At 58.5% G+C, this 13,450-nt stretch carries 11 protein-coding genes; 5 read left to right on the top strand and 6 right to left on the bottom strand.

Features of this window, described 5'->3' with window-relative positions; all coding sequences use genetic code 11:
• Positions 1-143: 143 nt before the first annotated feature.
• From PSV43_RS22425 to PSV43_RS22435, 3 genes are read right to left on the bottom strand one after another with little or no spacing between them, the layout of a single operon-like run.
• Positions 144-440, bottom strand: a complete 297-nt coding sequence (locus tag PSV43_RS22425; RefSeq protein WP_300203036.1) for a type II toxin-antitoxin system RelE/ParE family toxin — start codon at positions 438-440, stop codon at positions 144-146.
• Complete coding sequence (locus tag PSV43_RS22430; protein ID WP_300203038.1) at positions 424-678, bottom strand: addiction module protein; 255 nt, start codon at positions 676-678, stop codon at positions 424-426. The genes PSV43_RS22425 and PSV43_RS22430 overlap by 17 nt, the downstream gene beginning before the upstream one ends.
• Before the next feature lie 39 nt (positions 679-717).
• On the bottom strand, positions 718-2,415 hold the full coding sequence (locus PSV43_RS22435; protein ID WP_300203041.1) for a GspE/PulE family protein: 1,698 nt from the start codon (positions 2,413-2,415) through the stop codon (positions 718-720).
• Between the two features lie 111 nt (positions 2,416-2,526).
• Between PSV43_RS22435 and PSV43_RS22440 the strand changes: the two genes are divergently transcribed.
• The 3 genes from PSV43_RS22440 to PSV43_RS22450 are packed head-to-tail and all read left to right on the top strand — an operon-like array spanning position 2,527 to position 4,845.
• Positions 2,527-3,153 (top strand): L,D-transpeptidase, encoded by a 627-nt coding sequence (locus PSV43_RS22440; RefSeq protein ID WP_300203044.1) that lies wholly within the window; start codon positions 2,527-2,529, stop codon positions 3,151-3,153.
• Positions 3,154-3,173: 20 nt separating this feature from the next.
• Positions 3,174-4,418, top strand: a complete 1,245-nt coding sequence (locus PSV43_RS22445; protein WP_300203047.1) for a 4-hydroxy-3-methylbut-2-enyl diphosphate reductase — start codon at positions 3,174-3,176, stop codon at positions 4,416-4,418.
• Position 4,419: 1 nt separating this feature from the next.
• Positions 4,420-4,845 carry a thioesterase family protein gene (locus PSV43_RS22450; RefSeq protein ID WP_300203050.1) on the top strand — a complete coding sequence of 142 codons (426 nt, stop codon included), beginning with the start codon at positions 4,420-4,422 and terminating at the stop codon, positions 4,843-4,845.
• Positions 4,846-5,301: 456 nt separating this feature from the next.
• On the opposite strand, the gene PSV43_RS22455 is transcribed toward PSV43_RS22450, so the two are convergent.
• On the bottom strand, positions 5,302-6,639 hold the full coding sequence (locus PSV43_RS22455) for a hypothetical protein (RefSeq protein ID WP_300203053.1): 1,338 nt from the start codon (positions 6,637-6,639) through the stop codon (positions 5,302-5,304).
• Positions 6,640-6,730: 91 nt separating this feature from the next.
• Here PSV43_RS22455 and PSV43_RS22460 point away from each other — a divergent pair, with 91 nt between their 5' ends.
• The gene (locus tag PSV43_RS22460; RefSeq protein WP_300203056.1) at positions 6,731-7,867 is read left to right on the top strand and encodes a transposase; all 1,137 of its coding nucleotides are present in this window, start codon (positions 6,731-6,733) and stop codon (positions 7,865-7,867) included.
• Between the two features lie 250 nt (positions 7,868-8,117).
• Here PSV43_RS22460 and PSV43_RS22465 read toward each other — a convergent pair whose 3' ends face one another.
• The gene (locus PSV43_RS22465; protein WP_300203059.1) at positions 8,118-10,709 is read right to left on the bottom strand and encodes a DNA topoisomerase III; all 2,592 of its coding nucleotides are present in this window, start codon (positions 10,707-10,709) and stop codon (positions 8,118-8,120) included.
• 401 nt (positions 10,710-11,110) lie between these two features.
• On the opposite strand from PSV43_RS22465, the gene PSV43_RS22470 reads away from it, so the two are divergent.
• On the top strand, positions 11,111-11,764 hold the full coding sequence (locus PSV43_RS22470) for a response regulator transcription factor (RefSeq protein ID WP_300203062.1): 654 nt from the start codon (positions 11,111-11,113) through the stop codon (positions 11,762-11,764).
• 113 nt (positions 11,765-11,877) lie between these two features.
• Here the strand turns inward: PSV43_RS22470 and PSV43_RS22475 are convergent, their stop codons facing one another.
• Positions 11,878-13,257 carry a UDP-glucose 6-dehydrogenase gene (locus PSV43_RS22475; RefSeq protein ID WP_300203065.1) on the bottom strand — a complete coding sequence of 460 codons (1,380 nt, stop codon included), beginning with the start codon at positions 13,255-13,257 and terminating at the stop codon, positions 11,878-11,880.
• Positions 13,258-13,450 lie beyond the last annotated feature (193 nt).

A 13,450-nucleotide genomic window follows, 5' to 3' on the forward strand; every position in this document is an offset into this window, starting at 1 on the left:
CTGCGTGACCTTTACAGGGGTAAGCGCCTGGGACTCGATTTTCCGAAACGCTTCCGCACGTGATCCCACCGTGATGGAGCCATTGACGGTCTGGCCGGTGGTGGTGAGGGCGGTATAGGTGAAGGCGGGCATCTTTTGAGGTATTAGCGGCTGTTAAGCTGGCGGCGTATCCAGCGAGGACTGCGGCGGCAGTCGAGAACGGCGTACACTTTCACAGTCTCGCTACTGATTCGATAATAAAAGCCATGGGGAAAACGTCTTGCAGGGCAGAAATGAAAACCATGACGTTGGCGATGAACCCCGGCACAGTCGGCCAGTTCCAAAATCTCTTCGCGGATTTTGGTCAGGAAATACTCTCCCACGCCGGGCTCCTGATCTTCATAGAACCAGAATCCATTGAGCAGATCCCGCTCCGCACATTCCTCAATTTTTACGACCATGAGCGATCTGGGCACGGATTCGGTCAAAGGTTTCGTCCACACTGCGCCAGACTGCCTCACCCCTCTCCTCGCGTTCTAGGCGTTCACGCAGAACGTCCGCATGCCAGTCGGGCGAGCGGGCCTCATCGTCCATGTGGGGACTTATATCTTCCCAAAGCGTCTGAAACAATTCCCACTTCTGCGGGCCGGTCAGACGTTCCAAAGGAATCTCAATGGGCGGATTGGCGGCAAGAGTCATGGCTAAAGTATATGCTCAGGAGGAGTCTTCGCAACCGTGCTACTCGGTCGCGGCCGTCACGGTCATGACTTCTTCGAGGGTGGTCACGCCCTGGGAGGCTTTGCGGAAGCCGTACTGGCGCATGGGGATCATGCCGTCTTTGAGGGCCTGGACTTTGAGCTCCATGGTGTTGGCACGTTTGTTGATCTGCTCCTGCAGGGCTTCTGTCATGAGGCAGATTTCCATGATGGCGAGACGTCCGGTGAAGCCGGTATTGCGGCAGGCACGGCAGCCGACGGGCTTGAAGAGCTGGCTCTTCCATTCCATGGGGAAACCCGTGGTGCGCAGGTGATTGTCTTCGTAATGCGCGGGCTGCTTGCACAAGCTGCACAGGGTGCGTACGAGGCGCTGGGCCTGGAAGGCGCGCACGGAGGAGGAAATCATGAACGGCTCGATGCCCATGTCGATGAGACGCGAGATGCCGCCGACGGCGTCGTTGGTGTGGAGGGTGGAGAAGACCAAGTGACCGGTCAAAGCGCCACGGATGGCGATTTCAACCGTTTCTTGGTCACGCATTTCCCCGACCATGATCACATTGGGGTCACCGCGTAGAATGCTGCGCAGGCCGGCAGCGAAGGTGAGGTCGATTTCCGGCTTCACGGCGATCTGGATGATGCCGTCGAGCTTGTTTTCCACCGGGTCTTCGATGGTGACGATGCGGCGCTCCTTGGTGTTGAGCTCCTTGAGGAAGGTGTAGAGCGTGGAGGATTTGCCGGAACCGGTGGGGCCGGTGACGAGGATGATGCCGTTCGGTGCGGCGAGGAGCTTGCGAATGGTGGCCTCGGTGGCGGGATCCAAGCCGAGTGCCATCAGGTCGAATTTTTTGCGGGTGAGCAAGCGGAGGGCGACGGATTCGCCGTTCACGCTGGGAATGGTGGCCACGCGGACGTCGATGGGTTCGCCGTCGAGTTCGAGGTTGATACGGCCATCCTGCGGCATGCGGCGCTCGGCGATGTCGAGGTGAGCCATGATTTTGAGGCGGGAAATAAGAGAGGCCTGAAGCAGGCGCATGTTGGGCGGTACAGGGACTTCCAGCAGCTTGCCGTCCACACGGTAGCGGATGCGCAGATCGCGCTCCAACGGCTCCATATGGATGTCCGTGGCGCGTTCCTTGAGGGCTTCGCGGAAGATTTGATTTACGAAATTCAGCACGGTGGCCTCTTCATCCGCCTCATCTAGGACGGTGGTTTCCTGCTTCATGTCGTCGTGCTCGTCGCCTCCTTCGCGGCCTTCGAGCAGCTCTTCGAAGTTTTCTGCTCCCACGCCGTAGCCTTGGTGCAGGGCTTCGAGGATGCGGTGGCGGGGGGCGATCTGCCAGTGGACGCGTTTGCGCAGTTCCTGGCCCACGGCCTGACGTGCGCTGAGGTCGAAAGGATTGTAGGTCAGGAGCGTCGCTTCACCACTGGCCACATGCAGCGGGCAGATGCGGTGGCGCAGCGCCAGCTTGGCGGGGAAGTTGTTGCGCAGGCCTTCAGCGGCCTCGCCGGCGCCTTCCTCGGCATACGGCATGCCGAGGCCGGTCGCGAGTTCGGCGAAGAAGCGGTCTTCATCCACCATGGTGCTGTCCACCACGGCATCCATGAGCGGCTGGCGGTTGTCGGAGGCCACTTCGAGGACGTGGCGCAGCCGTGTGGGTTCCTCGCATCCGGCGCTGGCGGCAGTACGTACGAGGACGTCGATCAAAGAAGGGGTGGGCATGTGGGGCGATAGAACGTTGGAACGAGGACAAAGTTTCGCGCACTGCAAGCTTATCATCCATAAAGAAAAACGGTGGAGTGAGGGCAATCGTGTGCTAAATGCCCAGCCTCTATGAATTCGCACCTCTCCATACTCCGCGGTTCCCTGAAGGCGCTTGCCTTTGCCGGACTCGCCCTCGCTCTCAGCAACTGTGCCGCCGTGAAAACAGGAGGTCAATCCTCCCTGAGCTATGACCCCGTGACGAAGCCGGTGAAAAATCCTGCCAATGTGCGGGTGAAGATGAGCACTGGCGCCCAGCGCGTGTATGTGATGGAAGGTAATGAAGTGCTGCTCGCAACGCCATGCTCGGTCGGCACCGCCAGCACCCCGACGCCCAAGGGCAACTTCACCATTTACAGCAAAGTGGCCAACCGTCGCCGTCAAAGCAGCCCTGGTGCCGGTTACCCGATGACCTTCTGGATGGAATTCAAGTCCGCCTACGGCATGCACTGGGGCTGGGTGAAGCCTTATCCCTGCACCCACGGCTGCGTCCGTCTGCCGATCAAGTCTGCGCAGAAGATTTTCAGCATGGTCCGCACCGGCACCCCCCTCAACATCGCAACTTCCCAGCCAGAAGACGCCACCATTGGCAGAACTCTGCCAGTGCTTGATGATAGCAAGCTCGCCGACCCGCCAGATTCGTATATGAATAGCAGCAAGGTCTTTGAAGACGCTGCCAAAGGCAAAATGTACTACTGAGTTATTTGAACTCCCCTCTCATGTCTGCACCCGCTCCAGCCGCCCGTCGTGTGAATGTTCGCACCCCGGAGGTGATGGAGCGCGTGCAGGCCGAGGTGGAGACGCATTACCGAAGCCGCATTGTTGAACAAATCCGCTCCAAAGGCAGCGTGATTCAGATCGGTGCCACCACGGTGAGGCTGGCCCGAGATTTTGGTTTTTGTTACGGCGTGGAACGCGCCATCGACCTGGCCTACGCCGCCCGCAAAGTCTTTGCCGACCGCCGCGTTTTTCTGCTGGGCGAGATCATCCACAATCAGGAGGTGAACCGCCAGCTCACCGAAATGGGCGTCGTCAGCATTCCCAATGTCGATCATGAGGCCATGGTCGCCACCATGACGGCGGAGGATGTGGTGATTGTGCCGGCCTTCGGCGCGGAAACACGGCTCATGAAACTGATCGCCGCGCGCGGCTGCATGGTGGTCGATACCACCTGTGGCGACGTGATGAGCGTCTGGAAGCGTGTGCGGCAGTATGCCAAGACGGGCTTTACCTCCATCATTCACGGCAAAGCCAGCCATGAGGAAACCCGCGCCACGTCCTCCCGTGCCATGGGTGACGACGGCATGGGCAACTACCTGGTGGTGCTCACTCTGGCCGATGTCGATTATGTCTGTGACTACGTCCGCAACGGCGGCGACAAAGAAGCCTTCCTGAAGCGCTTTCCAGCGACCGCTCATTCCGATGGCTTTGATCCAGATTTGCACCTTACGCGCATTGGCGTGGCCAATCAGACGACCATGCTCAAGTCGGAGACGGAGGAAGTACAGCGACGTCTGCGTCAGGCCGTGCTGGATCGCCACGGACCCGAAGCTGGTGTCGCAAATTTCCAGGTCTTTGACACCATCTGCGGTGCCACCCAGGAGCGGCAGGATTCGCTCTTTGGCCTGCTGAAGCAGCCGCTTGATGTGCTGCTCGTGGTCGGCGGCTACAATAGTTCCAACACGACGCATCTGGTCGAAATCGGCGAGCAGCAGCTCCCGACCTTTTTCATTCGCACGGCCGACTGCCTCAAATCGCTGGAGGAGATTGTCCATTTTGATCTTCACCTCAAAGCGGAGAAGGAAAGCTACTCCAACAAGCTGGCTGGCGATGGCCCCGTGACTGTAGGCATTACTGCTGGCGCTTCCTGCCCGAACAATCTCATCGAAGACACCGTGCTGCGTGTGTTTGGACTGCGTGGGGTCGATGAAGCTGCGGTGCGTGCCGCTTTAGATTTGAACTGACATGCAAGAGACGCCGACGATCGAGACCCGGGAAGAGGTGATGTTTTTTGACACTGACTGCGGTGGAGTGGTGCACAACATCGCCTACCTCCGCATGATTGAGACGGCACGTACGCGCCTTGCCGGATTGATGGGCATGAAGCTGCGCGAAATGGCGCAGACCCAGCTCTTCCCCGTCGTGGTGCGCACGGAGATCGATTATAAAAAGCCAGCCAGGCTGGGGGACGAACTCGTCATTTATGGCAAGCTCGAAACTGTCGAGCGCGTGCGCTTCTGGTGCTCGTTTGAAGTGCGGCGTGCGGAAGACAACGCGCTGCTCATCACCTGCCGCCAGTCATTGGCGATGGTGCAGATGCCGGATGGCAGGCCTGCCCGTCTTCCTGAGGACTGGAAGACGAAGTATGCGCATCTGGCAAAGGTGAAGTAGTCTAGTTGCGCCGCAACTGGAGCTTCCAGCTCTCCCAAAAGATGTAGGCACTCCAGCCTGCACCCGAGCATCTCAAGTCCTTTTCGACATCCGAGAAGAGCCCCCACAGTAAAACGCGCGCCTCAGTCATCCAAGACAACGGTGAGTCATGATATTGGAAATGAGTTATTTGCACATCTGACAATTCAACGGTGTCCAAAGCCTGGAGGCCGAAAAGCTCTCATGGAGATGATTACGGGGGCATCGCAGCACCTTGAGCGAGTTTGGTTTTGCCTGCGTGCAGGGGATTGAGCGCACACAGTAGAAGCGCCCCAGAGTCGCGCAAATCGCCCACATATAAGATGCCACACATGCATAATGTCTGGCAACTTATTGGCGCTATCTTGCGGTGGGCGAGAGGGGACCGGAGCCGGTTAAAAACCGGCGCTCCCAGTGGAGGGCTGGGTTGTTTTTGCCTTACCGGGAGTCTCTGAGTGAGGAGATGGGCATGATGCCGAGGTCGCGGGCGTCGGGTATGCTGATGATCTGGATGTCGGGGTCGGCATCTTCGGAATCGTCGGCGAGCTCGGTTTTGTACTTTTTAAGGTTGGCGTTGCCGGTTTTGACGGCGGCGGTGAAGGTCTTGTAGGAGGATTTGAACTCGGTGAGCTTGGCGGTCTGGGTGAGATGGGCGATTTCTTCGACGGATTTGATTTCGTCGTTGCCGAGCATGGTGGTCTCTATGCCGACGCGCTTGGCGTCGTCGCCATCGCCGAGGTCGAAGGCGAGGAAGCAGTGGCCGGGGATCATGACGAGGTAGGAGGTGATGCCGATCTTGCTGAGGACGGAGGCCATGAGGACGGTGCCGTCAACGCAGTTGGCCTGGGTGGCGCGGACGGAGTCATCAAGGAAACGGACGGACTGGCTGACGACGAGCTTGCTGGGGGTGGTGTGGGAGACGTCGCTGTATTTGATGCCGCGGCGCTGGAGGGCATTCCAGACGGCGAAGACTTGCATCATGACAGCTTTGTGGTCGTCGTCCTGATAGCCGTCGAAGTCTGAGACGATGCCGCTTTGGAGGGCTTCTTTGAGGATCATGTCCACTTCGGGGTGGTTCTCGTTGACGTAGGCGGCGAAGAGCCAGGAGAAGTCGTCGAAGTCTTCGCTGTCTTCGTCGTAGAGGACGTAGAACATGCAGTCGTTGAGGGAGCGCATGACGTAGGTTTCGTAGTCGATGGGCAGGGGGGTGCCGTTGACGGTGGTCTGGAAGGTGACGTTGACGGGGCGCTGCTGGCGGACTCTGAGGAGGGCATCGTAATCCCAGATGGCTTTGGGGAAGACGCGGGCTTCGCCGTCTTTGGTGACGCGGGTGACGGTGCCTTTCCAGGTGGAGGGCTTGAGGAAGCCGTCGATGGAGATGGTGACTTCGACCTGGGCGTTTTTTGGGAGGCCGGCGAGATCGACGGCGAGCCAGGCGTTTTCGTCGCCGTAGATGGGGATGTCTTTTTTCTTGGGCTTGGCGGCACCTGCGGTTTTTTTGTCTTCGGCGTCCTGGTCGTCGCCATTCCAGTCAACGGTGGCGGTGGAGACGATGGCGCTGGGGTAGAGATCTCCTTCGGTGTAGGACCAGGGATCCATGGTGATCTCGGTGCTCTTCTTCTTCTGTTGCGGCTTTTTCTTGGTGGTGCTGGTGCCTGTGGTGCCGGGGATGTCGAAGGCGAGCAGGTGGGCGGGGAGCGTGGCGCAGAGCAGGAGGAGGACGAGTGGGCGCATGAAGAGGAGGGGGATGCCGGTGTAGCTGGGGTAGATTAGCATGGGCTGCGCGGGTGGCTGAGGATTTTTCTACAAAAAAGATGCCAGGCATTTAGTTGATTGACTCCACTCGATTTTCGCTCACCTTCCGCCCATGAAAGCCGCCCAATCCTCTGATCTCCAGTCTCTTCCGCTTGAGGAGCAACTTGTTGGGGTGAATGCCAAAACGGGGCTCTATCCTGCCGCGCGTTCATGGTCCGGCGGGCGGCGGCGCATCCTGGGAAAGGGGCCGCTGGAGTCTTACTGCTACCACGTCATGTCCCGCACTTGCGGCGTGGAGATCTGGTTTGATGAGGTGGAGAAGGAGGCTCTGCGGCGTGTGATCTGGCGCATGGCGGAGTTCTCCGGTATCAAGATTGTGACTTATTGCCTCATGGGGAATCATTTCCATCTGCTGGCCGAGGTGCCTCATCGGGCGACCTGGCTGGAGCGTTTTGAGGGGCCGCAGGGGGAAATGAAGCTGTTTGAGCATCTGAGCATCCTCTATAGCAAAGCCTATCTGGGGCTGCTGCGCGATGAGTTGGCGGACTTCCGTGCACGCGGCATGGCCGTGCTGGCGGAGCAGAGGCTGGAGACGATTAAGAAACGTTTTTGCGATCTCTCCCTCTTCGTGAAGGAAATTAAAGAGCGCTTCAGCCGCTGGTTCAATAAACGGCGCGGCAGGCGTGGAACGCTGTGGATGGATCGCTTCAAGAGCGTGCTGGTGGAGGGCAAGGGCGAGCCGTTGCGGACGATGGCGGCCTATATTGATCTGAATCCGGTGCGGGCGGGCGGGGTGAAGGACCCGAAGGACTACCGCTGGTGCGGCTACGCGGAGGCCATGGGCGGCAGCCGCAGGGCGCAGCGCGGCCTGTGCAAAGCGCTAAGTAAACCCGTCGATGGCTGGCGAAGTGCCGGTGCCGCAGAGGCCTATCGCTGCCTGCTGCATGCGGAGGGGCGGGAGATCAAGGATGCGCAGAATGAGAAGGTGGTGCAGCGCGGCGTGAGCGCAGAGAGTGCCCGAGCAGTGCTGGCGGAGAAAGGCAGGCTGAGCCCTGCGGAACTCGTTCGGCTGCGGGTGCGCTACTTCACCGATGGCGTGGTGCTGGGAAGCCGAGAGTTTGTGGAAGGGATCTTCGAGGCGCAGCGGGAACTTTTTGGCCCGAGGCGCAAAAACGGGGCGCGGCGCATGGCGGAATCTGAGGCGGCCTTTTACACGCTGCGGCAACTGCGAGTGAGCGCGGTGGGGTGACGAATTCTCGCCCTTGGTACTGGTGACGCAGGGCAGGGGAGACCTGCCTCCAGAGGTCTGGAAGGGGAATCGTTGAATCAGGCCGGGGCTTGAAGTCATGCAGGCATGACCTCGTTGCACCCGCACTGCGGTTAGCCCGCCGTTGGCTGTCTTCACTTCACCACTTCACCACTTCACCAAAGTTCCCTTCTGCAGGATGAGAGCTACAAGGACATTGTTGCAGGATATACTGCCTACAACGGTCCTTACCTTACCGCCCGCTCACTCCTGCAGGCTTCTTCGCCTTCTTTTCGGCCTTCGGTTTGGCTTCACGGGGTGGGAACTCCCAGCCCATGATGCGCTTCTCGCCGGGGGTACAGACGAGGAAGGTGCTGAAGGGGCGGCCGCGCTTGGAGATCATGCCGGTGATGAGCGAGGTCTTGCCATCGGCGAAGAACTCACGTGCATTTTCAGGGGTGATGTCCTTCTGGCAAAGCTTCTTGGGCAGGCGGGCGTTGCACTTGGATGTCTCAGCGGCGTTGATTTTGCACTGATAGGCATCGGCCGTTTCGTAGATCTTTTCACCCTTGCGGCCTTTCTTGGCGCAGACGGGGCAGTCGGTGATCACTGGGCATTCGTCCCAATTGATGCTGTCGGGGTCGGTGCCGTCGCCAAAGACGAAGGCGATTTTCATGTCGTCCTTGATCTGCAGGGCGGCGCTGAAGTCCTTGCCCTTCTTGCTGCGGAAGCCTTCGAGCGGACCGAGGATGCGTGTCTCGATGAGCGTGCGAATTTCATCTTCGGTGAGCGTTCGGCTGGCCACGGTTTTGAAAACGCGCACCTTGCACTTCGGATTTTTGCAGCCGTAAAATTCCTCCGTCTGCTTGTAGCCTTCCGTGCTGCCGCACACGCCGCAGGTGGCGCGGAAGTCAGGAAACACCTTGTCCTTGGCTGCTTTGGAGTAGGCCTTCGTTTTCTCCACGACCTCCTTGGTCAGGTGGCGGATGTCACGCATGAAGCTGGCACGGTCCAGCTCACGTTGCTCCATCTGGCGCAGCTTGTACTCCCACTGGCCGGTCATTTCAGGAGAGCTGAGAGCGTCGATGCCGATGGCGCTGATCTGCTCAATGAGTGCGAGACCCTTGGCGGTGACGTGGAAGTCACGCTGCACTCGCTCGATATAGCGGTCCATGATCAGACCTTCGATGATTGCCGCGCGTGTCGCGGGGGTGCCGAGACCGCGTTCGCTCATGGCTTCGGCGATTTCTTCGTCGTCCACGAGCTTGCCAGCACCTTCCATCATGGAAAGAATGGTGGCTTCCGTGAAGCGCGGTGGCGGCTTGGTTTGATGCTCGTTGACCTCGACATCCAAAGTTTCGGCTTTGTCGCCGGTATTCGCGGCTACGAGGAGTTTGGCGGCGTCTTCGCCACCTTCAGCGGCTTCTTCAGCTGCTTTTTTGCCATAGACACTCAGCCAGCCCGGCTCTCTGAGCACCTTGCCGTTGCTCTGGAAGGCATCCTGGCCCACGCGGGTGATGCGTGTGGTCACTTCAAATTCAGCCGCAGGGAAGAACACGGCGACGAAACGTCGTGCCACCATGTCGAACAGCTTCTGCTCGGCTTCGGGGAGTTCCTTCGGTGGAATCTGGCCGGTGGGGATGATGGCAAAGTGATCGCTGACCTTGCTGCTGTCGAAGATGCGCTTGTTGAGCTTCACCCACTTCTTGTCCAGCGCGGTCGCGGCATGCGTGCCCAGCTCATGCGGCAGGGCGTCCTGCTTGCGGCTGTCATGGCTGGCAAAGGTTTGCAGAGTCTCGGTCACGGTGCCGAGGTAATCTTCCGGCAGGTGGCGTGAATCCGTTCGTGGGTAGGTCAGTACCTTGAACTTTTCATAGAGCGCCTGGGCAATCTGAAGGGTGCGGCGTGCGGAGAAGCCGAAGCGATTGCTCGCTTCACGCTGCAGGCTGGTGAGATCGTAGAGCAGGGGTGGTGCCTGACGGGTCGGCTTGGTGATCTGCTCGACGATCCCTGGCTTGCCTTTGCAGCGGTCGGCGATGGCCTGTGCGGTTTTTTCGTCCCAGAGACGCTCGGCTTTCTTGTGCTCGTCGTTCTCGTCCTTCTTGAAGCCTTCATTGATCCAGCGGCCGGAATACTGGCCTGCTTTCACCTCAAACAATGCGATGGCTTCAAAATAGGTGCGCGGCACGAAGGCGGCAATGTCATGCTCACGATGAGCCAGCACGGACAGCGTTGGCGTTTGCACACGGCCCACCGGTGTGAGGCGGAAGCCGCCATGGCGTGAGTTTAGCGCAGTGAGGGCGCGGGTGCCGTTGATGCCCACGAGCCAGTCGCTTTCGCTGCGGCACTTTGCCGCGTCTGCCAGCGGCAGCATTTGCTCGTTGGTGCGCAGGTTCTTATAGGCATCGAGAATGGAGCCCTGGGTCATGGACTGCATCCACAGGCGCTGCACCGGCTTCTTGCAGCCGCTGGCGTCCATGATGTAGCGGAAAATCAGCTCACCCTCGCGCCCGGCATCGCAGGCATTGATGACACTGTCCACGTCCTTGCGCTTGAGCAGCTTGGTCAGGAGCTTGTAGCGGTCCGCGCTTTGCTCGATGGGATTAAGCTCAAACTGCTCCGGCATGATCGGCAGGCTGGTGAAGCCCCAGCCGATTTTTTTCCCGTCCACCATTGGCATGCCGAGCTCCAGCAGATGGCCCACGGCAGAGGAGATCACGTGTGTTTCATTTTCATACCAGTCCTTTTCTTTGGCGAAGGACTTCATGCCGGGGGCTTTGGCAAGTGCGCGGGCAAGATCGGCAGCGACACTGGGCTTTTCAGCAATGATCAGGACTTTGGGCATGTGCGTATGAACAGGTTGTATCGGAAAAAGGAGGCTACTTAGGGCATGCTTTCACACCCGATGTCAAGATGTGCGCACTTTAGACCGCAAATGGGTTACGCTGTTCAGCCCGCTTCAGACTGCCATTCATGAGGGAACAGATCAACGTGCAGGTCGAGTTCATGCCGGAAAATCTCATTAGAACCTCCCTTATTCAGAGGGGGTTGGATTTAAATTTTCGCTTAGAACGAGCTGAGGTCGCGGCTAAATATATAAAACTTAATTTAGCGGCAAGGTGAAGCTTCTTGCATAAACATACAGACTATAAAAATCATAATAACTGTTTAAAGCGTAAAGCGTAAAGCGGAGAGCTTTCTACCATCAACCGATTCACCACAATGCCCCTTCCTACTAAAAAAATCATGCTTGTTGATGATCACGCTATGTTCGCAGAGACCCTGGGACATTATCTGCAGCTGATCTTTAAGGATTTTGAAATTACCGTGGTAACAAGCGCGGAAAAAGCACGTGAACAGTCGTCAAGACAAAGCTTTGATGTCGTGCTTCTTGATTTGGAGATGGCTGACTGCTCAGGTTTGACGCTGCTGGCGGATTTTGCCAACGAGATGCCGCCTCCAGCCTGCATCGTTGTGAGCATGCACATTCAGGCTTTGTGGATTGAACGGGCGCTGAAGGCTGGGGCCTGTGGCTATGTGGCCAAGGATTCCCCCCCCGGTGAGATCGTCACAGCCATCAACCACGCCCTCCAAGGAAAAAAATACCTTTCGCGCAGTGTGGCGCAGTCCTTTGCAGAAAATGCTGTGAGAATGCCCGTGGGTGGGAAAGAACTGCACACGATGCTGAGCAGCCGTGAATTTGAAATTTTTCTCCAGCTTGCTCACGGCAAAAGTCTGAAAGTGATTTCGTTGGATCTCAGCCTTTCCATCAAGACAGTCTCCGTCCACAAACACAATATTTGGAAGAAGACCGGCATTGATTCAGGGGCGAAGATTGCCCGCTATTGCGTTGAGCATGGGCTGCTGGCAGGCGGCAGCGAGGCTTTCCTGGCTGCGTGAGGCAGGTCCCCAAAGGCACTGCCCGAAATGACTGCGGCGAGGACACGCTTCTCAAGGCAGGCCAGGGGCGTCCCAGCCTGCGCGTGTGCCGAGTTTTGTGAAGCGGTATTCTCTTATGCGGTCACCTCTTGAGGCAGCGCCTTGCCGATGCTGTACACTTTGAAGCCGATTTGACGGAGCTTCGCGTGGTCCAGCAGGCTGCGGCCGTCAAAAATCCAGGCGGGTTTCACCATGGACTGATAGATGGCTTCAAAGTCGAGCTGGCGGAATTCATCCCACTCGGTCAGCACGAGAAGCGCATGCGCACCTGCGGCGGCCTGGGTTGCGCTGGTGGCGAACTCGACATTCGGATGATCACTTTCGAGAGCGAGATCTTTGAGCATTTGAGCGGTGCCGACTTTCGGATCGTAGATGGAGAGCAGGGCGCGCTCTTCGATGAGATCTTTGCACACGTAAATGGCGGCGGATTCGCGGGTGTCGTTGGTGTCCTTCTTGAAGGCGAAACCGAGGACGCCGATGCGCTTGCCGGTGACGGTGTTGAAGAGGGTGCGGAGCACGCGCTCGGCAAAGCGATGCTTTTGCCAGTCGTTCATGATGATGACCTGATCCCAATAGGCGGCGACTTCAGGCAGGCCGAAATGGCCGCAGAGATAGACGAGATTGAGCACGTCTTTCTGGAAGCAGGAGCCGCCGAAGCCGACTGAGGCCTTGAGGAATTTTGGCCCGATGCGGGAGTCGGTGCCAATGGCGCGGGCGACTTCATCCACATCGGCACCGGTCTTTTCGCAAAGAGCGGAGATGCTGTTGATGGAGGAGATGCGCTGAGCGAGGAAGGCGTTGGCGACGAGTTTGGAGAGCTCGGAGGACCAGAGGTTCGTCGTGAGGATGCGTTCGCGGGGGACCCAGTTGGCATAAACGCTGACCAGTGACTCGATGGCGGCGAGACCGCCTTCTGTCTGCTCGCCGCCGATGAGGATGCGGTCAGGGCTGGTCAGGTCAACGACGGCGGTGCCTTCCGCGAGGAACTCCGGATTGGAGAGCACCTGATGCTGCAGGCCTTTTTCGCTGGAAGCGAGAATGGTCTTGATGGCTTCCGCCGTGCGAACTGGAATGGTGCTTTTTTCGACAATAATTTTGGGGGTGTCCGCCACTTCGGCGATGGTGCGGGCCACGGCCTCGACGAAGCGCAGATCTGCCGCTTTGTGCGCCCCGACGCCGAAGGTCTTGGTGGGGGTGTTCACGCTGACAAAGATGATGTCGGCGGCGTGGATGCTGGCTTTGACCTCGGTGGAGAAGAAGAGGTTTTTCCCACGGGAGCCACTCACGAGGTCATCAAGGCCTGGCTCATAGACGGGCAGTTCGTCGGAGTTCCAGGCGGCGATGCGCTCGGCATTGAGATCCACCACATCGACACGGATGTGCGGGCATTTGGCGGCGATCATCGCCATGGTGGGGCCGCCGACATAGCCGGCGCCGATGCAACAAATTCTCATAGGTGTTTTAAGTCAGCTAAATCAGTTGAGAGTCAATTTTTTCAGAGGTGCCTTCATGGGGCGCGGCTGTTTTGCGGCAGGGCCTGCGAGCAGTTGGGCGAAATAAGCAATGGTGCGGTCTAGACCCTCAGATAACGGAATTTTCGGCTCCCAGTCGAGGCGCTTTTTCGCGAGACTGATGTCCGGCTGGCGC

This window comes from Prosthecobacter sp. (assembly GCF_029946185.1).
In the GTDB taxonomy this organism is placed as follows: Bacteria; Verrucomicrobiota; Verrucomicrobiia; order Verrucomicrobiales; family Verrucomicrobiaceae; genus Prosthecobacter.

What these genes read in the sequence shown, in the direction of transcription:
- PSV43_RS22435 (WP_300203041.1), bottom strand. Translation starts at nt 2,415, where the DNA reads ATGCCCACCCCTTCTTTGATCGACGTCCTCGTACGTACTGCCGCCAGC.
- PSV43_RS22465 (WP_300203059.1), bottom strand. Translation starts at nt 10,709, where the DNA reads ATGCCCAAAGTCCTGATCATTGCTGAAAAGCCCAGTGTCGCTGCCGAT.
- PSV43_RS22460 (WP_300203056.1), top strand. Translation starts at nt 6,731, where the DNA reads ATGAAAGCCGCCCAATCCTCTGATCTCCAGTCTCTTCCGCTTGAGGAG.
- PSV43_RS22425 (WP_300203036.1), bottom strand. Translation starts at nt 440, where the DNA reads ATGGTCGTAAAAATTGAGGAATGTGCGGAGCGGGATCTGCTCAATGGA.
- PSV43_RS22450 (WP_300203050.1), top strand. Translation starts at nt 4,420, where the DNA reads ATGCAAGAGACGCCGACGATCGAGACCCGGGAAGAGGTGATGTTTTTT.
- PSV43_RS22430 (WP_300203038.1), bottom strand. Translation starts at nt 678, where the DNA reads ATGACTCTTGCCGCCAATCCGCCCATTGAGATTCCTTTGGAACGTCTG.
- PSV43_RS22445 (WP_300203047.1), top strand. Translation starts at nt 3,174, where the DNA reads ATGTCTGCACCCGCTCCAGCCGCCCGTCGTGTGAATGTTCGCACCCCG.
- PSV43_RS22440 (WP_300203044.1), top strand. Translation starts at nt 2,527, where the DNA reads ATGAATTCGCACCTCTCCATACTCCGCGGTTCCCTGAAGGCGCTTGCC.
- PSV43_RS22475 (WP_300203065.1), bottom strand. Translation starts at nt 13,257, where the DNA reads ATGAGAATTTGTTGCATCGGCGCCGGCTATGTCGGCGGCCCCACCATG.
- PSV43_RS22470 (WP_300203062.1), top strand. Translation starts at nt 11,111, where the DNA reads ATGCTTGTTGATGATCACGCTATGTTCGCAGAGACCCTGGGACATTAT.
- PSV43_RS22455 (WP_300203053.1), bottom strand. Translation starts at nt 6,639, where the DNA reads ATGCTAATCTACCCCAGCTACACCGGCATCCCCCTCCTCTTCATGCGC.